21 protein-coding genes are annotated in these 23,756 nt (G+C 73.4%); 10 read left to right on the top strand and 11 right to left on the bottom strand.

Annotated features, from left to right (window positions below; all coding sequences use genetic code 11):
- Positions 1-37 precede the first annotated feature (37 nt).
- The 3 genes from N912_RS50315 to N912_RS64465 are packed head-to-tail and all read right to left on the bottom strand — an operon-like array spanning position 38 to position 4,631.
- On the bottom strand, positions 38-1,360 hold the full coding sequence (locus tag N912_RS50315; protein ID WP_037063007.1) for a lanthionine synthetase C family protein: 1,323 nt from the start codon (positions 1,358-1,360) through the stop codon (positions 38-40).
- Positions 1,357-4,461: a lantibiotic dehydratase gene (locus N912_RS50310; protein WP_051579830.1), complete on the bottom strand. Its 3,105-nt coding sequence runs from the start codon at positions 4,459-4,461 to the stop codon at positions 1,357-1,359. Before N912_RS50310 ends, N912_RS50315 begins: the two co-directional genes overlap by 4 nt.
- Positions 4,455-4,631, bottom strand: coding sequence for a hypothetical protein (locus N912_RS64465; protein ID WP_169747832.1), 177 nt, complete (start codon positions 4,629-4,631; stop codon positions 4,455-4,457). Before N912_RS64465 ends, N912_RS50310 begins: the two co-directional genes overlap by 7 nt.
- A gap of 94 nt (positions 4,632-4,725) precedes the next feature.
- Between N912_RS64465 and N912_RS0108320 the strand changes: the two genes are divergently transcribed.
- The 3 genes from N912_RS0108320 to N912_RS0108310 are packed head-to-tail and all read left to right on the top strand — an operon-like array spanning position 4,726 to position 8,396.
- Positions 4,726-6,084: an NAD(P)H-dependent oxidoreductase gene (locus N912_RS0108320; RefSeq protein WP_051579829.1), complete on the top strand. Its 1,359-nt coding sequence runs from the start codon at positions 4,726-4,728 to the stop codon at positions 6,082-6,084.
- Positions 6,081-6,815 (top strand): 3-keto-5-aminohexanoate cleavage protein, encoded by a 735-nt coding sequence (locus N912_RS0108315; RefSeq protein WP_028922084.1) that lies wholly within the window; start codon positions 6,081-6,083, stop codon positions 6,813-6,815. Before N912_RS0108320 ends, N912_RS0108315 begins: the two co-directional genes overlap by 4 nt.
- Before the next feature lie 33 nt (positions 6,816-6,848).
- Entirely contained in the window at positions 6,849-8,396 is a 1,548-nt protein-coding gene (locus tag N912_RS0108310; protein WP_028922083.1) for an alkaline phosphatase D family protein, read from the top strand.
- A gap of 2 nt (positions 8,397-8,398) precedes the next feature.
- Here the strand turns inward: N912_RS0108310 and N912_RS0108305 are convergent, their stop codons facing one another.
- The gene (locus N912_RS0108305; protein ID WP_028922082.1) at positions 8,399-9,811 is read right to left on the bottom strand and encodes a serine/threonine-protein kinase; all 1,413 of its coding nucleotides are present in this window, start codon (positions 9,809-9,811) and stop codon (positions 8,399-8,401) included.
- A 114-nt stretch (positions 9,812-9,925) separates the two neighbouring features.
- On the opposite strand from N912_RS0108305, the gene N912_RS60050 reads away from it, so the two are divergent.
- Both N912_RS60050 and N912_RS50300 read left to right on the top strand, forming a co-directional pair.
- Positions 9,926-10,399: a hypothetical protein gene (locus N912_RS60050; RefSeq protein WP_156993261.1), complete on the top strand. Its 474-nt coding sequence runs from the start codon at positions 9,926-9,928 to the stop codon at positions 10,397-10,399.
- A gap of 48 nt (positions 10,400-10,447) precedes the next feature.
- Positions 10,448-11,680: an MFS transporter gene (locus tag N912_RS50300; protein ID WP_037063820.1), complete on the top strand. Its 1,233-nt coding sequence runs from the start codon at positions 10,448-10,450 to the stop codon at positions 11,678-11,680.
- On the opposite strand, the gene N912_RS50295 is transcribed toward N912_RS50300, so the two are convergent.
- A complete protein-coding gene (locus tag N912_RS50295) occupies positions 11,670-12,584 on the bottom strand; it encodes a M28 family metallopeptidase (protein ID WP_051579826.1) in 915 nt (304 codons plus the stop codon). The genes N912_RS50300 and N912_RS50295 overlap by 11 nt on opposite strands.
- Positions 12,585-12,592: 8 nt before the next feature.
- Here N912_RS50295 and N912_RS64460 point away from each other — a divergent pair, with 8 nt between their 5' ends.
- Positions 12,593-13,354, top strand: coding sequence for a hypothetical protein (locus N912_RS64460; protein WP_169747831.1), 762 nt, complete (start codon positions 12,593-12,595; stop codon positions 13,352-13,354).
- Positions 13,355-13,576: 222 nt separating this feature from the next.
- Here the strand turns inward: N912_RS64460 and N912_RS0108275 are convergent, their stop codons facing one another.
- Positions 13,577-14,326: a zinc metalloprotease gene (locus N912_RS0108275; protein ID WP_211261148.1), complete on the bottom strand. Its 750-nt coding sequence runs from the start codon at positions 14,324-14,326 to the stop codon at positions 13,577-13,579.
- 193 nt (positions 14,327-14,519) lie between these two features.
- Positions 14,520-14,918 carry a VOC family protein gene (locus tag N912_RS0108270; protein WP_028922079.1) on the bottom strand — a complete coding sequence of 133 codons (399 nt, stop codon included), beginning with the start codon at positions 14,916-14,918 and terminating at the stop codon, positions 14,520-14,522.
- Positions 14,919-14,995: 77 nt separating this feature from the next.
- Between N912_RS0108270 and N912_RS0108265 the strand changes: the two genes are divergently transcribed.
- Positions 14,996-16,009 carry an iron-siderophore ABC transporter substrate-binding protein gene (locus N912_RS0108265; RefSeq protein ID WP_028922078.1) on the top strand — a complete coding sequence of 338 codons (1,014 nt, stop codon included), beginning with the start codon at positions 14,996-14,998 and terminating at the stop codon, positions 16,007-16,009.
- Here N912_RS0108265 and N912_RS0108260 read toward each other — a convergent pair.
- Genes N912_RS0108260 through N912_RS0108245 form a run of 4 tightly spaced genes read right to left on the bottom strand, consistent with a single transcriptional unit; the run spans position 16,002 to position 20,318 of the window.
- Positions 16,002-16,838, bottom strand: a complete 837-nt coding sequence (locus N912_RS0108260; protein WP_028922077.1) for an amidohydrolase family protein — start codon at positions 16,836-16,838, stop codon at positions 16,002-16,004. The genes N912_RS0108265 and N912_RS0108260 overlap by 8 nt on opposite strands.
- Positions 16,835-17,575, bottom strand: coding sequence for an amidohydrolase family protein (locus N912_RS60045; RefSeq protein WP_051579825.1), 741 nt, complete (start codon positions 17,573-17,575; stop codon positions 16,835-16,837). The genes N912_RS0108260 and N912_RS60045 overlap by 4 nt, the downstream gene beginning before the upstream one ends.
- Complete coding sequence (locus N912_RS0108250) at positions 17,572-19,005, bottom strand: purine-cytosine permease family protein (RefSeq protein ID WP_028922076.1); 1,434 nt, start codon at positions 19,003-19,005, stop codon at positions 17,572-17,574. Before N912_RS0108250 ends, N912_RS60045 begins: the two co-directional genes overlap by 4 nt.
- Positions 19,002-20,318, bottom strand: coding sequence for a M20 family metallopeptidase (locus N912_RS0108245; RefSeq protein WP_028922075.1), 1,317 nt, complete (start codon positions 20,316-20,318; stop codon positions 19,002-19,004). Before N912_RS0108245 ends, N912_RS0108250 begins: the two co-directional genes overlap by 4 nt.
- 100 nt (positions 20,319-20,418) lie before the next feature.
- Between N912_RS0108245 and N912_RS0108240 the strand changes: the two genes are divergently transcribed.
- Genes N912_RS0108240 through N912_RS0108230 form a run of 3 tightly spaced genes read left to right on the top strand, consistent with a single transcriptional unit; the run spans position 20,419 to position 23,737 of the window.
- On the top strand, positions 20,419-21,705 hold the full coding sequence (locus N912_RS0108240; protein WP_028922074.1) for a type I glutamate--ammonia ligase: 1,287 nt from the start codon (positions 20,419-20,421) through the stop codon (positions 21,703-21,705).
- Positions 21,695-22,855, top strand: a complete 1,161-nt coding sequence (locus N912_RS0108235) for a M20 metallopeptidase family protein (protein WP_028922073.1) — start codon at positions 21,695-21,697, stop codon at positions 22,853-22,855. Before N912_RS0108240 ends, N912_RS0108235 begins: the two co-directional genes overlap by 11 nt.
- A gap of 9 nt (positions 22,856-22,864) precedes the next feature.
- On the top strand, positions 22,865-23,737 hold the full coding sequence (locus tag N912_RS0108230) for a MurR/RpiR family transcriptional regulator (RefSeq protein WP_051579824.1): 873 nt from the start codon (positions 22,865-22,867) through the stop codon (positions 23,735-23,737).
- Positions 23,738-23,756 lie beyond the last annotated feature (19 nt).

Genomic DNA, 23,756 nt, shown 5'->3' with positions numbered 1-23,756 from the left:
CACTCTGCCCGTCCGCACCGACAGCGTCGCGCGAGTTCTACGCCAGCAGCAGGGCGCGGTCCCAGCCGCTCGCGGGTGGCCGGCCGGTCGCGTAGGCGTGCAGCGCCAGCGCGATGCCCGCGGCGCCTTCGAGGAAACCGGCGCGGTGCGGCGCCGCCGGCAGCCCGGCCCGGTAGCGGAAGCCGAACGGCAGGGTGGGGTGGTGGCCGGCGAGCACTCGGTCCGCCAGCGGGTCGAGCCGGTCGCCGAGGCGGCGGTGGCCGGTGTCGAGCGCGATCCGCCGGGTGATGTGCAGGACGCCCGCCCAGCCGTGGCAGAGCGCGTGGTCGCGGGGGCTGCCCCGGGAGGGCGGCGCGGTGCGGTTCAGCTCGTCGTCCAGGCGCGCGGTGAGGGCGGCCACCGCGAGGTCGGACCACTCGGACACCCCGAGGGTGTCGCCGGCCAGCTGGAGCGCGCGGGCGAGGCCCGGTGTGCCGTAGCACCAGGCGGTGCGCCCGGGCGTGCGCGCGTCCCGCCCGGCGGCCAGCTCCTCGGCCAGGGTCAGGGTGGCGGGCCAGTACGGGCCGGCGTCGTCGTGCCGGCACCTGGCGACGAGCCAGCCGGCGATGCGCCGGATCGCCTCGTCGGCGCCGGTGACCTCGACGCCGGCCCGCCGGGCGAGCACCAGCAGCGCCAGCGGTCCGGGGATGCCGTGGGCCATGCCGAGGTTGACGTGGCCGTCGGCGGTGAAGCCGGTGGGGCCGGACGTCGGCGAGTGCGGCACCCACCAGCCCGGGAGCCAGCGGCCGTCGACCTTGACGGGTTCGGTCATCGCCACCAGCGCGGTGAGGACGTCGCCGAGCGCCGGGTGGCCCGCGGTGAGCAGGTACGCGCCGAGGCCGGTGAGGCCGCGCATCAGGTCGTAGGTCATCAGGTCGACCCCGGCCCGCCCGGCCTCGGTCCGTTCGCGTTCGGCGGCGGCGAGGTCGCGCGCCCGGGCGGCGATGTGCTCGTCCAGCCCGGCGAGCAGCCGCTCGTACTCTCCGGGCTGGTGGCGGGCGGTTCTGGCGGCGAACGCGACGGCGGCGAGCCCGTCGAACAGGCCGTCGCCGGGAGCGGCGACCAGCCGTTCGCAGGCGCGACGCAGGTAGGCGTGGGCCACCGGGCGGTACCCCGCGTCGTGCCGTCCCAGCTCGGCGAACAGCAGCGCGACGCCCGGGTAGCCCTCCGCGAGCGAGAGCCGGCTCCACGGGCATCGCGCGGCGCCGTCGGCGTACTCGTCGACGTTGCCGTCCGCCCGCACGATCGCGGCCACCGCGTCCGGGTCGCGCAGGCGCTCGGCGACCAGGCGCGCCACCTGGCCGGCCCGGGCGCGGCTCATCGCCGGAACCTGCGCTGGTTGCGGTGTGCCTGTGTGGCGCCGCGCGCGATGGCCACCGCGCGGCGCTCGGCGTCCGCGTCGATGCCGTGGAACCGGTTGAACTGCGGGTGCACCAGCGACGCCAGGGCCGCGCCCGGTTCCGTCGTCGCCTTCTCGCCGAGCGCGGCCAGGGCGGCCGCGTAGGAGGCGACGGCGGGTGCGCGCCGCGCCCAGGCGGCCAGGACATCGGCCCCGCCCGGTTGCCCCTCGAAGCCGCCGTACGCCGCGTGGGCGCCGGGGTCGGCCGGATCGAGGTACGGGTCGACCAGCCGCATGGCGCGCCGCCGCGACGCCGTGAACGCCCGGTGGTGCTCGCCCTTCCGGTACGCCTCGGCGAGCCAGTCGACGGTGCGCTCGGCGTCGCCGAGGAACGCGCGGGCGAGCGTCACGATGTTGGCCGAGGCGAGCAGCACCGGGTCCACGTCGAGCCGACCGCCGTGCACCAGCCGCAGCAGCGTGCAGGCGGCCTCGCTGTCGGCCTGGAAGGCCGTCTCGGCGGCGGCCATCGCGTCCGGCCCGCCGTAGCGCTCCAGCTCGGGTTCGTAGGTGTCCAGCGCCAGCCGCCGGCACATTCCCCCGGCGCGGAGTTCGGCGGCCCAGTCCCGCAGGCGGGGCAGCAGCGCCGCGAGCGCGCCGGGCCGGCCGTGGAACCTCAGGCGCAGGTGCGGCTCGGGGTCGCGGTACCGGAGGAAGAACCAGCGCTCGACGCCCTCGCGCAGGCACTCCACCAGCGCGGGCAGCCGGGTGGCCAGGATCTCCGGCTGGCGGTCGGTGGAGCAGTACAGCACGGCGTACAACCACTCGCCGCCCGGCAGGTGCTCGACTCGCGGTCGCCGCTCCGGGCGCTGTCGACGTGGCCCGGCGGCGGCGGGCGGCGGCCCGTCCCGCAGCAGCGGAACGACCAGCTCGTTCTCGTGGCCGCCCAACCAGCCCGCGCCGTACTCCCCGCCGGCCGGCTCCTCGGCCAGCACCACCCGGTCGTCCCGACCCAGCTCGTGGCGCAGCAGCCGCTGGTGCAGCGGTTCGGTGAGGTCGAGGGGGATGCGGTGGTCGGCCTGGGTGCAGTAGACGCGCCCGGGCACCCGCAACCGGTCGCGCCACCGTTCGAGCCCCTCGCGCCACTCCGCCATGCCGAGGCCCCGCTCGCGCAGCGCGGGCTCGTCGGGGCGCCAGCGTGCCGAGCTGAGCACCGTGCGCCCGTACCGAACCCTGGGCAGGTAGGGCAGCGCCTCGAGCGCGCCCCAGGTCCACGGCCGCACGCTCCGCACGCCGCTCGCGGCCACCTCCCGCAGGAAGTGCACCACGTTCGGCGCGGCCACCCCGGTGTGCACCATGTGGAACGTGGCCGGCGCGACGCGCCGCCCGAGCGACTCCGACACCAGGTAGAGACGGTCCTCGTCGGCGCCGACGAACAGGTCCTCGATGCCGATCACGCCCGGCTCCGCCCGGTCGGCGAACGTCGCGACGGGGATCCGGTGCGGAAGCCACCGAGGCACCTGGGTCACGTTCGCGCCGCGCGCGTGCGGCGAGCAGAACTCCAGCTGCGCGGCGACCGCGTCCCCCGGCGGGCACGCGCTGGCCAGCGCGGCGAGGTCGGCCCGGTCGTGCTCGCTCAACAGGTAGGCGAAACGCCCGAACGTGGCGCCGGCCTGCGTCGACCCGAACAGCTGCGACACCACCAGCCGGTAGGCGCCGGCATCGACGGCGGCGGCGGACTCCGCGTACAGGCCGACCGACAGCTCGCACGACGGCGGTGGCGTCCCGGCGCGTTCGCCGAGGCGCGCGAGCAGGTCCTCGTCGAGGACGATCTCCGGCCGGCCGTGCATGATCGCTTCCTGGACGAGGCCGGCGAGCAGCCGGTCGGGCGGCTCGGGCCGCCGCACCGGCAGCGGGCGCGGGCTCGGCGGCACCCGGTACCCGGCGGGCGCCGCCATCCCGGCGTCCGGGTCCAGCAGCTCGGTGACCGGCACCAGCCGCGACCCGTACCGCTCCAGGAACTCGGCGTGGTAGTCGCGCAGGTGCGCGGGCAGCGCCTGCCGGGGGCTCAGCAGCCACAGCGCCTCGGCGGCCCGCGCGACCTCGTCGGCGACACCGGCCGGAAGGCGCACGTCGGCGTCGAGGGCGAGGTCCACCTGCACGGGATGATCCGTCCGGCGCAGCCGACGCATCCGGCGGGTCAGCGCGTGCCAGGCCTCGACGTCGCCCATCGGCCGGGTGGCGTACGCCGCCAGCTCCGCCCGTATCGCCCGCAGCTCGACCGCGTCCGACCCGCCGGCCCCGGTCCCCAGCCGGTCGAGCACGTGGGCGACGGGGTCGGTGGCGTCCAGCGGCGGCGGGAGGTCGGTCAGCAGCACCTCGTGCCCGACCAGCTCAGCGAGCAGCCGCGTGATCCGCGCGGGCGTGGCCCGGGGGAAGCGCTCGCCCAGGCGGGCGGCCAGCTCGGCGAACCCGATCACGTCGGCGGCCAGCCCGGTGGCGGCGTGCACCACCGCCGTGTTGCGCACCGTCAGCTCCGCCACCTGCTCGTCCGTGCCCACCTTGTCGGGCAGGTACGGCACCACCAGCCGGTCGCCGCGCACCCGGCACAGGCCGCTCGCGACCACTCGCAGCCCGGCGAGCACGTCGGGCTGGCCCTCCCAACTCCGCACCAGGGCGATCAGCCACGCCATGTCCGGCCGCACCCCTCGGCGGTGTTCCCGGCCGAGACGCACCCGGGTGGCGGGCGCGCCGAAACGCGCGGCGGCGACGCCGGCCATGGTGCCGAACGGCGTCGGCCGGCCGCACATCCGAAGCCAGTACCGGCTGGTCGCCACGACCGCGCGGCGCAGGTCCGCCGGCGGCGGCACGGCACCCGCCCGGATCTCGGACAACCGGCGTGCCAGCGACGGGCTGGACACGGCGACCGCCTCGAAGAACCGGGCGTCGTCGGTCAGGCCACGAAGGTAACCAACGAGATCAGCACCATCGTCCCGGTCGTCGAGCGTGACGACGTCCGCGCGTCGGAGCGGAAATGCCGCCGCCCGCAGCAGCGCGAGCCCGGCGGGGCGAAACAGCGTCAGCAACCACCGCAATAAGTGCGGCTGATCGTGTGACAGCCGGTCGGGCCGCACCCCGTCGGATTCTCCGTGATCAACAACGATTCGGCCGCGGAAGGCGCGAAAGTGATCTTCGGGTCGAGGTCGAACAGCTCGTCGGCCTCGAACTCGGTGACTTCGGCAACCCGAATGCTCATCCTGACATCCCCCCAAGGACGGCTAGATTTACTGAAAATGTTCCCACGATCGGCGTAGGACGAACAAGACCCACGAAGGCGGACCATCGAATTGATGTGTGACGAACGCGGCTGGTGGCGGCTGATGAACACCGACCGGGCGGCCCGGGTCGGGGTCCTGGGCGCGGGAAAGTTCGGCTCGATGTTCCTGGCCCAGGCCGCCACCACCCGGCCGATCCATGTGGTGGCGGTGGCCGACCTGTCGGCGGCGCGGGCGGCGTCGGCGCTGCGGCGCACCGGCTGGCCGGAGGACCGGTACCGGGCGGCGAGCCCGTCCGAGGCGGCGCGCCTGGGCACGACCTACCTCACGCCGGACGCGGCCGAGGTGATCGACGCGCCCGAGGTCGACGTCATCCTGGAGGTCACCGGGGACCCGGTCGCCGGGGCGCGGCACGCCGTGCGGGCGATCGAGGCCGGCAAGCACATCGTGATGGTCAACGTCGAGGCCGACTGCCTGGTCGGTCCGCTGCTCGCCGAGCATGCCAGGGCGCACGGCGTGGTCTACTCGCTGGCCTACGGCGACCAGCCGGCGCTGATCTGCGAGCTGGTCGACAGGGTGCGGGCCAGCGGGTTCGGCGTGGTGGCCGCCGGGAAGGGCACCAAGTACCTGCCCGAGTACCACCGCTCGACGCCGGACACGGTGTGGGAGCACTACGGGTTCTCCCCGGAGCGGGTCGCCGCCGGCGACTACAACGCGCGCATGTTCAACTCGTTCCTGGACGGCACGAAGTCGGCCATCGAGATGGCGGCGGTGGCCAACGCGGCGGGGCTGGGCGTGCCGGCGGACGGGCTGGCGTTCCCGCCGTGCGGCGCCGACCGGCTCGCCGCGACCATGTGCGACACCGCCCGCGGCGGGGTGCTCGACCGCGCCGGCGTGGTCGAGGTGGTGTCCAGCCTGCACCGCGACGGCACCCCCGTCCCGAACGACCTGCGCTGGGGCGTCTACGTCACCTTCGAGGCGCACAGCGACTACGCGCGCGCGTGCTTCGACGAGTACGGCGTGCCGACCGACCCGGGTGGCTCGGTCGCCGCCCTGTACCGGCCGTACCACCTCATCGGCCTGGAGCTCGGCGTCAGCGTTGCGTCGATCGTCGCGCACGGCGAGCCGACCGGGGAGCCCCGGGACTGGGCCGGCGACGTGGTGGCGGTGACCAAGCGCGACGCGCGGGCCGGGGAGGAGCTCGACGGCGAGGGCGGCTACCTGGTCCACGGCCGGCTGGTGGCCGCCGCCGACTCGGTGGCCGCCCGCGCCCTGCCCATCGGCCTGGCTCGCGGCGTGCGGCTGCGCGCGGACATCCCGGCGGGGCAGGTCGTGAGCTGGGACGACGTGGAGGTCGACGACACCGACGAGGTCGTTCGACTGCGCCGGCGGCTGGAGCAACGGCTCGCGCCGGCGGAGGGCAGGGCGTCATGATCCAGCTCTGCCCGAACGGCCCGCACCGCCCGGGCAGCCACCCCGCGCTGCCCGTCACCGCCGACGCCGTCGTCGCGGACGTCCGGGCCTCGCTCGCGGCCGGGGCGGCGCAGGTGCACGTCCATCCCAAGGACGCGGACGGCGCCGACAGCCTCCACCCCCGCGACGTCGATCCGCTGGTCGAGGCGATCCGTGCGGCCTGTCCCGGGATCCCGGTCGGGGTGACCACCGGGCTGTGGGCGACCGGTTCGGCCGGCGCTCGGAGCGAGCTGGTGGCCGCCTGGCGGTCCCGACCCGACTACGCGTCGGTCAACTGGCACGAGGACGGGGCCGAGGAGCTCGCCGACCTGCTTCTGGACCTCGGGATCGGGGTGGAGGCCGGGCTGTGGTTCGCGGACGCCGCCCGACGCTTCGCCGGCTACCCGCGCGCGGCGTCCTGCACGCGGGTGCTCGTCGAAGCGACCGACCAGGACGTCGCCGAGGCCGTGCGGGAGGCCGAGGAGATGCTCGCGGTCCTCACGCCGGTGGGGCCGCCGGTGCTGCTGCACGGCGAGGGCGCCAACACCTGGCCGGTGCTGGACATGGCGCTGGCCCGAGGGCTGGACACCCGCATCGGCCTGGAGGACACCTTCCTGCTCCCGGACGGGCGGCGTGCCACGGACAACGCCGAGCTGGTCACCGTCGCCGTCGCCCGCGCGGATGGTGACCCGCGTTCACCCGCTCGCGCCTGAGGTGTTCACCTTCCGGGGTTGAGGATGTGCCCCATGGCTACCGTGAACCGACGTCTGGTGCTCCGATCCGCCGCGATCGGGTCCGCCCTGCTCCCTCTCGGCCTGTCCGGCTGCGGTGGCTCCAGCGGCCCGGGTCTGGTTCGTACCGACCGGCCGACCCTCACCCATGGGGTGCAGTGCGGGGACGTGCTTCCCGGCTCCGGCCTGGTGTGGACCCGCACGGACCGGCCGTCCCGGATGATCGTGGAGGCGGCCGACAACCCCGAGTTCCGCGACGCCCGGCGCATGGTCGGCCCGATGCTGACCCCGGACACCGACTTCACCGGACGGCTGCGGATCCCCGGCGGCGGCACGGTCCACTACCGCGTGAGCGCCGAGGACCCGGACGGTCGGGTGGCCAGCGAGGCGGTCACCGGCTCGTTCCGCACGCCGCCGGGTCCGGACGGCGGGGCGCGGTTCGTGTGGTCCGGCGACATCGTCGGCCAGGGCTGGGGGATCAACCCCGACCTGGGCGGGATGAAGATCTTCTCCGCGATGGCCGGCCGCGACCCGGACTTCTTCCTGTGCAGCGGGGACACCGTCTACGCCGACGGGCCGCTCAAGGAGTCCGTGACGCTCGCCGACGGCCGCACCTGGCGCAACCTGGTGACCCCGGAGAAGGCGAAGGTCGCCGAGACGCTGGCCGAGTTCCGGGGGCAGTTCGCCTACAACCTGCTCGACCGGCACTTCCGCGCGTTCGTCGCTCACGTGCCGCAGATCAACCAGTGGGACGACCACGAGGTGCTCAACAACTGGTATCCCGGCGAGGTGCTCACCGACGCCCGGTACGTCGAGAAGCGCGTCGACGTGCTGGCCGGCCGGGCGTTCCAGGCCTTCCACGAGTGGGTGCCGCTCGACCCGCGCGAGGCCGTGGACGGGCGGGTGTACCGGCGCTTCGGCTGGGGCCCGCACCTGGATGTGTTCGTCATCGACATGCGCACCTACCGGGACGCCAACGGGGCGAACACCGGCCCGGCGGGGAAGATCCTGGGCGAGGCGCAGGTCCGCTGGCTGGCCGACGCGCTGGCCTCGTCCCGGGCGACCTGGAAGATCGTGGCCAGCGACATGCCGATCGGGATACAGGTGAAGGACGGCAACACCGCATGGGAGGCCGTCGCCAACGGCGCTGCCGGGGTGGCGAGCGGGCGCGAGGCGGAGATCGCCGGGCTGCTGCGCTCGCTGAAGCAACGCGCCGTGCGCAACGTGGTGTGGCTGACCGCCGACGTGCACTACACGGCGGCCCACCGCTACTCCCCGGAGCGGGCGGCGGCGGCCGGCGGGTTCACCGAGTTCGACGAGTTCTGGGAGTTCGTCTCCGGTCCGCTGCACGCGGGCGCGGGCGCGGCCGGCGAGCTCGACCCGACCTTCGGGCCGGAGGTCGCGTTCGTCAGGGGCGCGCCGAACGAGCCGTCGTCCTCGCCGCTGGACAGCTTCCAGCACTTCGGCGAGGTGTACGTCGCGCCGGGCGGGCGGCAGCTGACCGTCACGCTGCGCGCCCAGGCCGGGGAGCAGCTCTGGGCGACCACACTGGACGCGCGCTGACCTCACCCGGGTGCGGGGAGCCTCGCGGTGGCGGCCTTGGCGATGTCGGTGGCGACCGCGCACTGCCTGTCGGCCGCCGTCGCGACGGTGAGGTGGACGTGCACGTTGAGCGTCTCGTGCAGGACCGAGTCGGGCCCGCCGGGGAACGAGCGCTGGATCAGCGTCACCCGGCAGTAGATCCTGGGGCCCTGTGAGATCGAGGGTCGGATGCCCCCGCGCCGGGAGCCGAGCGTGATCGACTTTCCGGTGACGGCGCTGTCCCGGGAGGCGTAGACCGACACCAGCGGTGGGTCGGCGAGCGCCGGGTCGTCCTCGCCCCATTCGCAGCCGGTTCCGGCGGTGCGGTGTTGGCGGGCGTCGGCGCGCAGCCCGGGAACCGACCGCAGGACGGCCTCGTCGAGCAGGGTGCACGGGTCGACCCACAGCAGCGAGTTCGGCGGCGCGCCTGGCGTGCGTCGGGGCAGGGTTCCGGAGGCGAGCCTCGGTAGCGCGTGGAGCACGGCGGTGTCGACCATCGCGCACGGATCGAGGCCGCCGCTCTTGCGGGAGCTCGACGCGACGAAGTCGACGCGGGACCGGGTGGGCAGCAGCACCGTCCGCGAACAGGTGCCCGGCCCCAACCGGGTGTGGTAGATCGTGATGTCTCCGGCCTGCTGGCGCGGCAGCGGCGCGAGGTCCCGGTCGCCGCGGTCCCGGACGCCTTCCAGCGTCGCGTGCACGGCCGCGGCCTCGTCGGGACGGGGTCGGATCGCGACGGTGCAGCTGACGAACGAGGCCATGTCCGGGTAGATCTGGGTGGGTCCGAACCGCTGCAGCGCGGGGGCGTCGAGCAGCGCGCAGGGATCGGCGGTGCGGGGGTCGCCGATCGCGTCCAGCCCGGTCGGGCCGGGGGCCAGCAGCCACCACCCGCCGGCCGAGGCGAGCACCACCACGGCCGTCACCGCCGCGACGACGACCCACCTGGCCCGGGGACGGCGATCGGCGGTGGGCGGCGGGTGCCCGCCGGAGAGCTGTTCGGCGACCTGCGCGGCGGTCGGCCGCTGGGCGGGGTCGTCGTGGCGCATCCGGGCGCAGAGCTGGAGCAGGGCCGGGTCGGCGTGGCCGCCGGCCTGGCGCAGCACGGTGCCCAGCGCGTAGATGTCCGAGGCGGGGGAGGGCTCGCCGCCGTGGTCGAACTCGGGCGCCGGATGCGACGGTCGGGCGGCCGGGCGGACGAAGAAGCCGTCGAGGTGGGCGGTGCCGTCGGCGGTGATGCTGACGGCGTCGGCCCGGATGTCGCCGTGGACGGTGCCGGTGGCGTGCGCGGTGGCGAGGATGCGGGCCAGCTCGGCGCCCCACCGTGCCAGGGTGGCGGTCGGCACCCGTTCGCGCGCCAGTACCTCGGTCAGCGGGGATGGCGGTTGCGGCCGGTTCACCGCCCAATGCTGCCGGTTGTCGGCGCCGCCCGCACGTCCAGGCGGGGTGCGGGCGGTTGCTCCTGGCGTAGGGTGCGGTCTTCGGCTCGGTCGGCGACACCCCCGGGGATGCAGATGCCACGACCTCGCGCCTCGGCGCTCCTGGCGCTGGGGTTGTTGCTGTTCGCGGCCGGCTGTGGCGAGGCGCGGCCGGCGCCCGTGCTGGTTCCCGGTCCGGTGTCCACGCCACCGCCGGCGCCGCTGCCCCCGGCCCAGGACGGCACCGACCCGGCCGCCTGCGCCGACGGGAACTGCGAGGTCCGGCTCGCCGGGCCGGTGCCGATCCCGCTGGACGCCCGGTTCGGGGTGCGCGGCATGACCGTCGAGTCGATCGGACCGGAGCGGGTCGCCCTGCGGGCCGAGCTCGCGAACGGGGGCGACGTGCTGACGGTGTCCTGCACGCAGCGCACCGCGAACGCCACCGCGAGCTCGCCGGCCTGGGTGACCGCGGACTGCGAGCAGGGCGGGTCGCTGACCCTGCCGGCGATCTCGGTCGGCGTCGCCGTCGTCCGGGAGAACGCGGCGATCATCCGCGTGCAGGCTCGGTAGGGGTCCGACCGTAGATACGGGCCGCGCGAGCGGTCACTATTGCTTGTTGTGCCGAAACCGGACGTGCCTGAGCGCCCGCTTCGTTCCGCTTCTTTACGGTGGTTCTTCGCCGGGTGGTCGGTCTCCGCGGCCGGCAGCGCGATGGCGCCTGTGGCCTTGGCGTTCGGGGTTCTGGGGGCCACCGGGAACGCCGCCTGGCTGTCCGCCGTTCTCACCGCGTCGATGGTCCCGATGATCGCGACCTTGATCATCGGTGGGGGCATCGCCGACCGCTACGGTCGCCATCTCGTGCTGCGGCTGACCAGCGTGGGCGCGGGCGTCAGCCAGGCCGGCGTGGCGATCGTCCTCCTGACCGGTCAGCACCCTGGGTTCCTGCTTCCGCTGGTCGCCTTGAACGGCGTCTTCCAGGGGCTGACCACTCCGACGATGCGCGGCATCGTCCCGCTGTTGGCGGCGGGACGCGGAATCCAGGTGGCGAACTCGCTGCTGGCCTCCACCAGGAACCTTGCGAGGATAATCGGCCCGGCGGTTGCCGGCTTACTGACCATTTCTGTCGGCGGCGGTTGGGCCATCGCCGCGGACGCCGCCTCATTCTTCCTCGCGGCCTTCTGTTTTGGACGAGTATTGGCCCCGGGCCGGCGGCCACGCGCCGAAGGCTCGTTGCCCATGGTCGGTGAACTGTGGGAGGGCTGGAGTTATTTCAGGTCCCAATCGTGGATCTGGTCGGTGACGCTGGCCTTCGCCGTATGGAACGCGATCTATATGGGGGTGTGGCAGATCCTGGGCCCGGTGATCGCCGTCGACACGTTCGGCGCCGAAGGCTGGGGGCTCGTGCTCAGCGCCCGCGCGGCCGGCTCGCTGCTGGCCACGGTGGCGATGGTGAAGCTGACCGTACGGCGACCGATGGTGCGGGCGCTGTCCATGATGACCCTGGGCGCTGCACCGCTGATCCTCTTGGGAACCGGCGCGGAGGCCTTGTGGCTGGCCGTGGCGGCGTTCTTCGCGGGTGCGGCCGCCGAGTTCTTCACAGTCGTGTGGTCGACGGTCTGTCACGTCCATATCCCCGATCGACTGCTCTCGCGGGTCGGTGCCTACGACGAGTTCGGGTCGTTCGTGTCGATTCCTCTCGGTCAGCTGTCGGTCCCGTTCCTGGCGGCGGCGTTCGGCGCCGCACCTGTCGCCGTGACCGGCGGGGTACTCGTGGCGGCCGCCATGTTGCTGCCCCTGCTCCTGCCATCACTGCGGCGAATCGAGATGAACAATGCGGCCACTAGCCGGTGATATCGAGCGCGCCCGCGGTGAATGCGGTGTTCATGCGCACGATCTCCAGCGCCAGGGCCGTGTCGACGGTGTCCAGGGTGTCGGCGGCGCTGTGGATGGCGGTGTTCGCGCTGTCGGCGCCTTCAATGGTGAGAACGGCGGGGATGCCGACGTCGATGAACGGGACGTGGTCGCTGTTGTAGGGGTTGTAGCTGCGCGACACCGCCAGCGTGGTGTAGGTGGCGGCGGCCTGTGCCAGCTCCTCGATGACGTCGGCCGAGACCGCGGCGCCCTCCAGGAGGACCTCGGGCGCGGGGGTGTTCGAGTGGCCGATCATGTCCATGTTGACGACCGCGCGAATCCGGCCGCGATCGGCCACCGGCAGGCGCCGGACGTACTCCTTGCTCCCGAACAGGCCTTCCTCCTCACCGCCGAAGAGGATGAGGCGCAGGTCGAGCCGGGCGGTCGCGCCGGCGAGCGCCCGTGCCATCGACAGCAGCCCGGCGCAGCCCGACGCGTTGTCGTCCGCGCCCGGCGCCGGCGCCGCCGGCCCGCCGCGCAGGTTGATCGAGTCCAGGTGGGCGGTGACGACCACGACGCCGCGCGTGTCGGGCCCGGTGCCGGGGCGCTCGGCGACGAGGTTGAAGCTGGTGGCGCCGTCGACGGGCACCCGCTGGGTGTGGGTGCGGTAGCCGGCGGCGGTGAGCTGGTCGTCGGCCCAGCGCAGCGCCTCGGCGAACCCGTCGCCGGTGGAGTACCGGGTGGTGTGGGCGACCAGCGCCTCCAGGTCGGCACGGTATGCGGCGGCGGACAGGGCGTCGATGCAGGCGCTGACGATGGTTCTCGGACCCCCGGCGTCGCCCGGATGCCGACCAGGATGTCGGACAGGATGTCGACACCCGCCGGCAGCGGACGAATCGACCAACAGGTGCCGTGCGCATCGTGCAGCCGCTGCACGTCGTCGGGATCGACGTCGACGACAAGGTAGCGGCCGTGGTCGGCGACGATCGGCACGTCGGGGTGTTGCTGACAGAACAGCCGGCCGTTCTGGGTGACCAGGTGCGGCCGGGCCCGCCCGGTTGGCCGGACCCGCTCGACGTCCGGCCGCGCGAAGTCGCGCACGATCGGAAGCAGCTCGTCCAGGCGCGAGATCTCGCCGTCCGTGGTGCCCGGTGGGCTGAGGTGAACCGCGCGCAGCCCCAGTTCCCGAGCCGCGTCGACGTGCGCGCGGTTCTCCGTGACGAAGAGCGTGTCGGCGAATGTCAGGGTGGGCTCCGCCTTGGCGACCGCCGCGCGGAACATGGCGACAGCGGGTTTCCCGGCGCCGACCTCGCTGGACAGCGTGACCCGCCGCGCAACGGGCTCGAAGAACTCCCGGATGCCGAGCGTGTCGAGGATCGCGTAGTACTTCTGCTGGATCAACGGCAGCTGGAAGGGATCCACGGGCATCTCGAAATCGGAGAGCAGCCCGAGCAGCACCCCCGCCGGACGCAACGAGGAGATCTCCCGCAGGGTCTCCACCGCGCCCGGTCGCGGAACATCGTCGGCCTCGAGGGTGTCGCCGAGGTCGAACAGCACGAGCCTCATGTGATCCTCCTTGCCTGGTTCAGCGGTGCGGCCACCGCAGCCTCGGCCATTCCTCGGTCCCGGAGTCGAGGTAGAGCTCGATGTCCCGCCCCGCCGCCGTGGCGGTGATCCGCCCCGGCCGCCCCGGGTCCCACCGCCAGGCGCCGGCCGTCTCCTCGGGCCTGTCGTCGCGGCCCGGGGCGAAGTACCGGAACCCGCCGTCGCCGCCGAGCCACACCCCGTCCCGGCCACGCGCGGGCGAGAACGGGTAGCCCTCCGGCCGGTAGACCGCGAAGGCGGCGGTGTCCTCCTCGAACGAGTGCAGCCAGACCCGGTCGGTGAGGCCGGGGGTCAGCGCGGGCTCCCCAGGTCCGCCCGCGAGAACTCCAGCGTGGCGTGCATGCGCCGCACCTGCTGCTCGCTGAACATCACCATGGTGTCGTCGTCCACGTAGTCCATGTAGTTCATGAACATGTCCCCGTTCGGGCTGTTGTGGCACGACTCGTGCGGGAACGTGGGCTTGCCGTTGTTCGGCCCCCACTGGTTGGGCGTGTCGTCGACGGAGTCGCTGTCGGAGCAGGTCGGGACGCGGGCCTCGCCCCAGATGTGGGACAGGTTGAAGTAGTGGCCGATCTCGTGGGTCGCCGTGCGGCCGAGGTCGAACGGCGCGACCGCCGAGCCGTGCCGGCCGAACGCCGACCTGGTGATGGCGACGCCGTCGGTCGCCGGGTCACCGCCGGGGAACTGCGCGTAGCCCAACAGGCTCCCGCTGAGCCGGCAGACCCACAGGTTGAGATAGCGCGTCGTGTCCCATGCGTCGTGCCCGCCGGTCGCCGAGGACTTCATCGCGTCGTTCACCCCGAACTCCTTGACCCTGGTCCTGGTTCGGGTGATGCCGTTGGTCTTCTTTCCCTTCGGGTCGGTGGTGGCGAGCGCGAACTCCAGCCCCGGCGTGCCGATCAGGCCCTGGAATGCCGCCGGGACATTGGCCAGGTCGGCATTCTTGGCATTGTAGTCCTCGTTGAGCACGTCGATCTGAGAATTGACCTGCGCGTCGGTCAGGTCGTCCTCGGCGGTGGTGAACAAGCTGTGTACCGCCACCGGTATCCGGCGCGGGAACTCACGCTCGAGCGCGCCCTGCCGGGCCGACGCCGCCGTGAGGCTTTCGAGAATGGCCTGGTTTCTGCGCAGCTCCGGGAAAACATCGACCTGACGGAAATAGTTCTGGACAGACCCACAACTCCGAGACATGCTGATCCTCCCGTTCACGCCGCCGACCACCGGCGACACGACACTAGAGGCGGGGTGCCGGCCCGCTGATACCTCCGTCGCCGGCGAGGGGCTGCAGGAACTCCAGCCGGTTGCCGAACGGATCGTGGGCGTAGATGCGGCGGTGGCCGGGGAAGTCGTCGTCCCAGGCCGTGGGCTGGCCGGCGGTGGCGAGGCGGTCCGCGAGTGCGTCCAGGTCGTCGACGAGGATGCCCGGATGCGCCTTTCGGGCGGGTCGGAAGGCTTCTTCGACGCCCAGATGCAGTTCGACGTCTCCGGCCCGGAACCACGCTCCGCCCCGGGCGGCCAGGACCTCCGGCTTGTCGATCTCCAGCATGCCGAGGATGTGGACGTAGAACTGGCGCGCCCGCTCCTCTTGTCCCTTTGGCATCGCGAGCTGTACGTGGTGAAGCCTGGCGAACACCGGGTTTCCCCCTGCCGTGATCTCGGACACGTGCGGATATGCCTGAATGGTAAGCGGCGGGCTGTAGATTTTACGGCGTGAATGTCTGGAAGTGGGTGGCCGTCGTATTGTCGACCATGACCGTCCTGGCCGGGTGTGGCGCGGGCGCGTCCGGTGACCGGTCGGACGGTCAGGGGGGCGACGCGGGCGGGGTGTTCCCGGTGACCGTGGAGCACTTCTTCGGGTCCACCGAGGTGCCTCGGGCGCCCAGGCGGGTGGTGGCGCTCGGGTACACCGACGACCAGGCGCTGCTCGCGCTCGGCGTGCGGCCGGTCGGGATGGTCGACCAGTACGCCAATCCGCCAGGGCGCGACCCCGACATCAACACCCAGTGGCCGTGGGTGAAGGCGGCGTGGGGCGACGTCAGGCCGGAGGTCGTCATGGCCAACGGCGACAGCCAGCCGAACTACGAGAAGATCGCGGTGCTGCGGCCGGACCTGATCGTCGCGGTCTACTCCGACATCGACAGGGCGGCGTACGAGAGGTTGTCGAAGATCGCCCCTACGGTCGGGCGGACGAAGGCGGAGGCGGAGCCGTTCAGCGCCCGGTGGCAGGACAATGCGCTGCAGATCTCGCGGGCGGTCGGCAAGGCGGAGGACGGCGGAAAGCTCGTCGCGGGAATCGAGCAGAAGTTCGCCGCCGTCCGCGCGGCGCATCCGGAGTTCGCGGGCCAGACTGCGGTGGCCGTTTCCTGGTACAGCGACTCGATCGCGCCGTTCACCAGCACCGACGTTCGTGGTCGCATCCTCGCGAACATGGGGTTCAGGGCCAGCCCGGAGATCGACGGGATAGCGGGTGGGAAGTTCTACGTGAGGTTGTCGCCGGAGCGCGTCGATATGATCAACCTCGACCGCATCTTCGTGATCGGGGACGAGGCGGACCATCAGGCGCTGCGGAACAACCCGCTGTTCGCCAGCCTGCCGGCGGTGCGCGCCGGGAAGGCCTCCTACGTGCTCGACAGCGAGGGGCCGGCGGTCGGCGCGGCCATGTCTCAGAGCACCCTGCTGTCGCTGCCGTACGCGCTCGACCAGATCGCGAAGGCGGTCAGGTAGGCAGTCCGAACAGGCGGGTCGCGGTGCCGGAGAGCAGCTGGTCGCGGACGGCCGGTTCGGGGAACGCCGACGGCCGCGCCAGCTCCAGGCGCGGGTCCAGCACGGGCGCGAGCGAGCCGTAACAGAGCCGCTCGGCGCCCAGCTCGTCGACCACCGACCGCAGCCAGTCCTGCCGGTACACGCCGCTGGTGAGCAGGTGCAGGTTGGGCGCGGCGCGCAGGGCACGCAGCGCGGTCTGGCCGGACAGGCCGCTCATGTTCATGTGTCCGCCCCGGGTGCCGACCACCGCGACGTCAGGGTGCCGCGCGGCGAGGTCGGCGAGCTGCGCGGGCTCGGACACCCACGGGAAGCCGGCCTCCGCGACCACCGGCTTGCCGGCCTCCGCGAGCAGCCGCATCAGCGGGCCGAGCAGCTCGTGGTCGTTGATCCGGAACGTCTCCTCCCAGGGGTGCAGGAACAGCCCGACCGCGCCGGCGGCCAGCGCGTCCCGCGCCGCCCGCACCGCCCCCGGCTCCCAGGGATCGACGCGGGCCAGCACGGCGATGCGCACCGGGCCGGTGGTGGTCGTGTCGGCGCGACCCGCACCGATCGGGTGGCGGCCAACAGAAGAGCGCCCTTCCAGCCCCGCCGGCGAGTGAGGCGAGGATGCGGCGGCGTCCAGCAGCCGGGCGGTGGCGGCCGGGAGGTCCCGGTCCGGCGGCGCGGCGGCGGTCGCGACCAGGGTGCGCACGCCCAGCGCGGCGGCCTGCTCGGTCGCGGAGGGCAGCGTCAGCTCGCCGCCGTACCGGGACCGGCCCAGGAAGACGCACGCGTCCACGACGGCGGTCACCGGGCGCCTCCGTCCAGCAGGCGCAGCGCGTTGCCTCCCAGCACCAGGGCGAGGTCCGGCTCGGTCAGCCCGGCCAGGCGCACCTTGTCCAGCTCGAGGGGGACCGGGCAACCGGGCGCGTCCGAGCCGAACAGGACACGCTCGGCGCCGACCCGGCGCACCGCCGCGCCGATGGCCCGGGGGTATGGCATCGCGGAGGTGTCCAGGTAGACGTTGGGCAGCGCCTCGGCGACGGCTATCGCGTCCTCGGTGTGCCCGTAGCCGCCGATGTGCGCCAGCACCACCGTGGCGTCGGGCACCGCCCGCGCCGCATCGGCCAGCTCCCACGGCGTGGTGAACGGGTCGTCCCCGGAGTGGAACATCACCGGCACGCCACGCTCCGCCGCGATCCGCAGCAGCCGCACCACCGGCTCCTCGCCGGGATGCGCCAGCGTGGACACCCCGTGCAGCTTCACCCCCCGGTAGCCCAGCTCGTCCAGGGCGCGCGCCAGCAGCCCGGGCGCCTGCTCGTACCAGGGGTGCACGCGCGCGAACGGATAGAGCCGGCCGCCCGCCGACGCGCAGGCCTCGGCCAGCCGCTCCAGCGCGTCCGGCCGCAGCGCCGGGGCGTCCACGATGGTCATCACCACCGCCCGGTCCACGCCCGCCTCGTCGAGCTGGTCCAGCACCTCCCGCGCCGGCAGGTGCCAGCCCAACGCCGGGATGTCGTCGACGTGGGTGTGGAAGTCCACGATCACGGCGCATTCTCCGGGGCGACGTCCAGATCCCGCTGGGCGGTGACCGGCGCGTTGGCCGCCCGCAGCGTGTCCGAATGCCGGGCGAGCAGCCGCGCGGTCACCAGGTACCCGACCATGGTGATCACCATGCAGCTCAGCGACTGCACCGCCGCCTGGGGCAGCACCAGGTAGACCAGGAAGCCGGCGACCGTCCAGCCGACGGCCAGCCAGTTGAACCCCGACCAGTACCGGTACCTGCCCTCCGCGGCGAACAGGTCGGCCACGTCGATGCCCATCCGCTTGCAGAACAGGTAGTCCGCGACCAGCACCCCGGCGACCGGCGCGAACAGGTTGCCCATCACCGTCATGAAGTCCGTGAACCCGGTGACCAGCTCCGGCAGCAACGACAGCACCACGCCGATCACCGCCAGCCCCAGCGTCGCCCAGAACCGCCCCAGCCGCCGCACGATGTTCACCAGCGCCAGCCCCGCCGTGTACATGTTCAGGACGTTGATCGTCCAGTTGTCCAGCACGATGTAGAGCAGCACGAACCCGAGCAGCAACGGGTTGTTCGTGACCTGGGCGATGACGTCGAAGGCGTTGGCGTTCCCGCCGGAGGCCACCGCCGCGTAGCAGCCGACGAACGCGGCGACCAGCGTGCCGACCACCGCGGCGGCCATGGTGCCCAGCCACATGTCCACCCGGCTGCGCGAGTAGCGGCAGAAGTCGCTGGCGTTCGTGATCATCGACAGCCAGGCCGCGATCACGCTGTTCAGCCACAGCGCCAACACCGACCACTGCCAGGGGATGTGCACGTCGAACCCGAGCACGGCGCCGGGGGCATAGTGCGGGTCGTCGTGGGTCATCAGCAGCGCGATGAACACCAGCGTCAAGATGATCTTCGTGGGGAACGCGATCCTGGACAGCACCTTGACCGACTCGTAGCCGATCAGCGCGACCCCCGCCTGCACTATCGCGAACAGCACGCTGACCAGCGCGAAGTTGACGGTGTGCCCGGTCAGGGCGCGCAGCACGGCGATGATCCCGAGCGCGCCGGCCACGGTCTGGAAGGCGAACCAGTAGACCGAGCTGATGACGTGCAGCGCGGACGGGATCCACTGGGCGCCCCGGATGCCGAACGTGATCCGGGTGCCGACCTGGCCCGGCAGGCCGTAGTCGACGCCGACGGTGGCCATCACGGAGTAGGCGCCGAACGCGACGACGATGCCGGCCACCATCGCGGCGACGGCGGCCCAGAACGGCAGCCCGGCCGCGACGGCCCCACCGGCGATGAGGATCATGCCGGGGTTGATCAGGAAGTTGACGATCATGAAGGAGACGTCCCACCAGCGGACCGTCTTCTTCTCGTCCGGGATGGCCTCGATGCCGTACTGCTCGACGCCCTTGGGCTGCCGGTACCGCTGGGCGAGCGAGGCCTCGTTCTCGGTCATGAGAGCCCGCAGTACTCGATCGCGGCGGCCGCGTACACCTTCGCCGTGTCCACGATCGACTCGGTGTCGACCCACTCGTCCGGTCCGTGCGCCTCGGCGCCGCGCGCGCCGTGAATCAGCGGCGTGGCGCCGGTGGGGCGGTAGAACGCGCCGTCGCAGACCGCGACGAACCCGGTCACCTCGGTGGTCCTGCCCAGCGCCGCGCGCTGCCGGCGGATGGTGTCGACCAGCGGGAAGTCCAGCGGCGTGTCGAACGCGGGGAAGTGCAGGTCGCCCAGCTCCCAGCGCACGGTCGGGGGATGCTCGCGCAGCCAGGAGTCCTGCGCCGCCCAGCTCGCCACGAACCGCTCGAACTCGGCGCGGACCTCGGCCGAGGTCTCGGTGGGCAGGTACTTGAGGTCGAAGTCGATCACGGCGACGTCCGGGGTGGTCGCGGGGTTGGTCATCGTCACCGGCAGCCCGTCCGGGCCGATGCCCGATCCGACCTGCACCACGCCAGGGTTGATCGTGGTGATCCCGGGCGGCAGCAGCGGGTGCGCCGGCTTGCGGGTGCCCCAGTCCCGTTCGAGCTGGCCGACCGCGGTGATGAACCGGCTGGCCAGCTCGGCGGCGTTGATGCCCGGCCTGGTCCGGTCCGGGGTGTCGCGCTGCGGGTAGATGTCGTTGTAGCGCCAGCCGGCGTGCGCGCTGCGGCCCCGGATGGTCACCCGCACCCACTCCAGGCCGGGCTGGCACGGCATCACGTGGCCCTCGGTGGGCTCGCCGACGATCACCGCCGACGCGGTGCGGCCGCGAGCCACCAGGTCCTTGGTGCCGAACCCGCCGGCCTCCTCGTCCACCACGCTGTGCACCTCGAACCGGCCGGCCAGCTCCAGCCCGCACTCGTGGATCGCGGTGGCCGCGGCGATCGCGGCGGCGATGCCGGCCTTCATGTCGTACCCGCCGCGCCCGTAGAGGCGCCCGTCGCGGACCTCGGCGCCGAACGGGTCCACCGACCAGGTGTCCGGGTCGCCGGCCGGGACCACGTCGATGTGGCCGTTGATGACCAGGCTGCGCTCCTCGGAGCCGGCGCGGTAGGCGTACACGTTGGGCCGGTCCGGGGTCACCTCGTACCGCTCGACCTCCAGGCCGACGTCGGCGAGCCGGGCGGCCACCAGCCGCTGCGCCTCGGTCTCCCGGTTGCGGCCCTCGGCCACCTCGAACTTGGGGTTGACCGTCGGGATCCGGACCAGCTCCCGGGTCAGCTCAATGGGCAGGTCGCGGTGTCGCTCCAGGTGGGCGACAACCTGCTCAACCGCCGCCGCGGTGTCCATCCAGCGCTCCGCTCTCTCGCCGACAATTGCGCGGGATGTTATGCACGTTACAAGCGCGGGGTCAACGATTGTGTTCGACACGTCTGGTACAAGTATCGGGGTGACGGGCGTCTCCGACATCTTTGTGGCCACCTGCGACCTGGCCGGTCAGGTTCGAGGCCGGGGCGCGCCCGCGACCGCCGAGCCCGGCGTCCTGGCCTCGGGGACCGGGTGGGTGCCGGCGAACCTCGCCCTGACCGCCTTCGGGGACATCGCCCCCGACGACGTCTTCGGCTCCACCGGCGACCTGCGGCTGCTGCCCGACCCGTCGACGCGGGTGGACATCCCCGCCGATGGCGAGCGGCCGGGCCTGCGGCTGTACCTGGCCGACCAGACGCTCCCGGACGGCACCGGCTGGGCGTGCTGCCCGCGCGGTGCGCTGCGGAGCGCCCTCGCCGACCTGCGGGAGGCCACCGGGCTGCGAGTGGTCGCGAGCTTCGAGCACGAGTTCGTGCTGCGCGGGCTTCCCCCGTCCGCGCCGTTCTCGCTGCGCCGCCACCGCGACGCCGACCCGTTCGGGGCGGACCTGCTCCGGCTGCTCGCCGACTGCGGGCTCGAACCGGAGACGTGGCTGCCGGAGTACGGCGAGCACCAGTTCGAGATCACCCTCGCGCCGGCCGACGCGCTGGTCGCGGCCGACCGGGCGGTGCTGGCGCGCGAGCTGGTCCGCGACCTCGCGCTGAGGCGGGGCCTGTCCGCCTCGTTCGCGCCGCTGCACCATCCGGACGGCACCGGCAGCGGGGTGCACGTGCACCTCAGCCTCGTCGACGACCAGGACGCGCCGGCGCTGTTCGACCCGAGCCGGCCCGGGCGGCTGTCCGAGATCGGGTGCCGCTTCGGCGCGGGCGTGCTGCGCCATGCCGGGGCGCTCACCGCCTGGACCGCGCCGAGCCCGGTGTCGTTCCTGCGGCTCACCCCGCACCGCTGGAGCGTCGGCGGGGTCTTCCTGGGCGAGCACAACCGGGAGGCGCTGCTGCGCATCTGCCCGACCCCGACCGTGGCCGGGGCGGACCCGGCCGGGCAGTACAACCTCGAGTACCGCGCCTCGGACGCCACCGCCAACCCGTGGCTGACGCTCGCCGCGCTGGTCAGGGCCGGGCTGGCCGGGATCACCGGTGACTATCCCGACCCGGTGGTGTGGCCCGAACGGGCCAGCGTGGCCGGTGTACCCGCGCTGCCCGCCTCGCTCGACGAGGCGTTGGGGGCGCTCACCGAGGACGCCGTCGTCGGGTCCTGGTTCGACGAACGGCTCATCGCCACCCAGCTCGCGGTGAAGCGCCACGAGCTGGCCCACCTGGCCGGCCTCACCTCGGCCGAGCGGATCCGGCGGGTCGCCGATGCCTACTGATCTCGGGGAGCTGCGCCGGCGGCTGGAGCTGGAGCTGCCGGCGGCGGTCGAGCTGCGCCACGAGCTGCACGGCCGGCCCGAGCTGTCTGGCGAGGAGGCGGCCACCCTGCGGCGGGTGCTCGCGGCGCTGCCGGGCGGCTCGGCGGCTCGGCCGGTGGCCGGGACCGGGGCGCTGCTGCGCGTCGGCGGCGCCGGCCCGGCGGTCGCGGTACGAGCCGAGCTGGACGCCCTCGCCGTGACCGAGGCCTCCGGGGTGGCCTGGGCCTCGCGGCGCCCCGGTGTCATGCACGCCTGCGGGCACGACGTGCACCTGGCCGCGCTGGTCGCGCTGTGCAGGGCGGTGGACGCCGTCGGCGGCCCGGCGCCGCTGCTGGCGGTGCTCCAGCCGCGCGAGGAGACCTATCCGTCGGGCGCGCGCGACATCCGCGAGTCCGGGCTGCTGCGCGCGGAGCAGGCCGGGGTCATCGTGGGCGCGCACGTGCAGCCGCTGCTGCCGGCCGGCACGGTGGCCTGCACGCCCGGAACGGTGAACGCCTCCTCCGACGAGTTCACCATCGAGGTGCGGGGCGCCGGCGGGCACGCGGCCTATCCCCACCTCGCCCGCGACCCGGTGTACGCCCTCGCCCAGGTGGTGGTGGCGCTGCAGAGCCTGGTGAGCAGGCGGGCGGACCCGATGGACCCGGTGGTGATCAGCGTGACGACGCTGCGGGCGGGGGAGGCGGCGAACGTGCTGCCGGACGCGGCGACGGCCAGGGGGACGGTGCGGGCGATGGACCCGGACACCCGCCGGGCCGTGCTCGCCCAACTGCCCGAGCTGGTCGAGCTCGTGGCCAGGGCGCACGGCTGCACCGGCGCCGTCGAGATCGTCGACGGGGAGCCCGCCCTGGTCAACGACGCCGCCGTCGCCGCCGCCACCGCCGAGGTGCTGCCGAGTCTGGGCGCCAGGGTCGACGACACGCTGCGCTCCACCGGCTCCGACGACTTCGCCCACTACTCGACGGTCATGCCGTCGCTGATGATGTTCGTCGGCGTCGGGCAGGGCGACCGGCGGGAGCGGCTGCACTCGTCCACGTTCGTGCCGCCCGACGACAGCGTCGGTGACGTGGCGCGCGCGCTGCTCGCCGGGTACGCGGCGGCTGCCCGCCCGTAGGGTCCGGTCGTGTCCACCTCGTCTCACACGCCGTCTCACACGTCGTCTCAGGAGGGGCCCAGCGTCGCCGACCTGATCCGCACCGCGCAGGACAGGCTGTCCCCCGCCGAGCTGAAGCTGTCGCGGGTGCTGCTCGCGCACTACCCGGCGGCGGGCCTGGAGTCGTCGCACGCGCTGGCGCAGCGGGCCAACGTCAGCGCCCCGACGGTCCTGCGGTTCCTCACCCGGCTGGGCTTCGCCGGCTACCGCGACTTCCAGGGCACGCTGCGCGCCGAGGTGCAGGCCCGGCGCGCGTCGCCGCTGACGCTGCCGGCCCGCATCACCGCCGGGTCACCGACCTCGGAGCTGGCCGGAATCGTCGCCGAGACCGCCACCAACGGCATCCGCCTGACCTTCCAGACCCTCGCCGAGCACGAGTTCGAACGCGCCGTCTCGCTGATCAGCGACCCGGCCCACCGGATCACCTGTTTCGGCGGCCGGTTCTCCCACCTGCTGGCCACCTACCTCGACCGGCACCTGCGGCTGCTGCGGCCGCGCACCCGCGTGCACACCCCGCACCCGAACGACGACCCGAGCTTCCTGGTCGACCTCGGCCGGCGCGACGTGTGCGTGGCCTTCGACGTCCGCCGCTACCAGGACACCACGATCACGCTGGCCAGGGCCGCCGCCGACCGGGGCGCCAAGGTCATCCTGGTCACCGACCCGTGGCTGTCGCCCATCGCGGACATCGCGGGGGTGGTGCTGTCCGCCCGGGTCGAGGCCGGCGGCTCGTTCGACAGCCTGGTCGCGCCCACCGCCCTGACCGAGGCCCTGATCGCGGCGGTGCACGCCCGCCTCGGGTCCGCCGCCGACGAACGGATGCGGACCATCGAGGACGTCTGACTATTCAATCCTGGGTTCG

Origin of the sequence: Actinospineispora acaciae DSM 45401 (assembly GCF_000620785.1) — a bacterium.
Classification (GTDB): domain Bacteria; phylum Actinomycetota; class Actinomycetes; order Mycobacteriales; family Pseudonocardiaceae; genus Pseudonocardia; species Pseudonocardia acaciae.
Note: the sequence above shows the minus strand (reverse complement) of the source record. Positions and strands in the feature narration are given on the sequence as shown.

Bases quoted from the DNA above. Each gene is read 5' to 3' on its own strand.
- N912_RS50315 (WP_037063007.1), bottom strand. From the start codon at position 1,360: ATGAGCCGCGCCCGGGCCGGCCAGGTGGCGCGCCTGGTCGCCGAGCGC.
- N912_RS64465 (WP_169747832.1), bottom strand. From the start codon at position 4,631: ATGAGCATTCGGGTTGCCGAAGTCACCGAGTTCGAGGCCGACGAGCTG.
- N912_RS0108320 (WP_051579829.1), top strand. From the start codon at position 4,726: ATGTGTGACGAACGCGGCTGGTGGCGGCTGATGAACACCGACCGGGCG.
- N912_RS0108315 (WP_028922084.1), top strand. From the start codon at position 6,081: ATGATCCAGCTCTGCCCGAACGGCCCGCACCGCCCGGGCAGCCACCCC.
- N912_RS0108310 (WP_028922083.1), top strand. From the start codon at position 6,849: ATGGCTACCGTGAACCGACGTCTGGTGCTCCGATCCGCCGCGATCGGG.
- N912_RS60050 (WP_156993261.1), top strand. From the start codon at position 9,926: ATGCCACGACCTCGCGCCTCGGCGCTCCTGGCGCTGGGGTTGTTGCTG.
- N912_RS0108250 (WP_028922076.1), bottom strand. From the start codon at position 19,005: ATGACCGAGAACGAGGCCTCGCTCGCCCAGCGGTACCGGCAGCCCAAG.
- N912_RS0108245 (WP_028922075.1), bottom strand. From the start codon at position 20,318: ATGGACACCGCGGCGGCGGTTGAGCAGGTTGTCGCCCACCTGGAGCGA.
- N912_RS0108235 (WP_028922073.1), top strand. From the start codon at position 21,695: ATGCCTACTGATCTCGGGGAGCTGCGCCGGCGGCTGGAGCTGGAGCTG.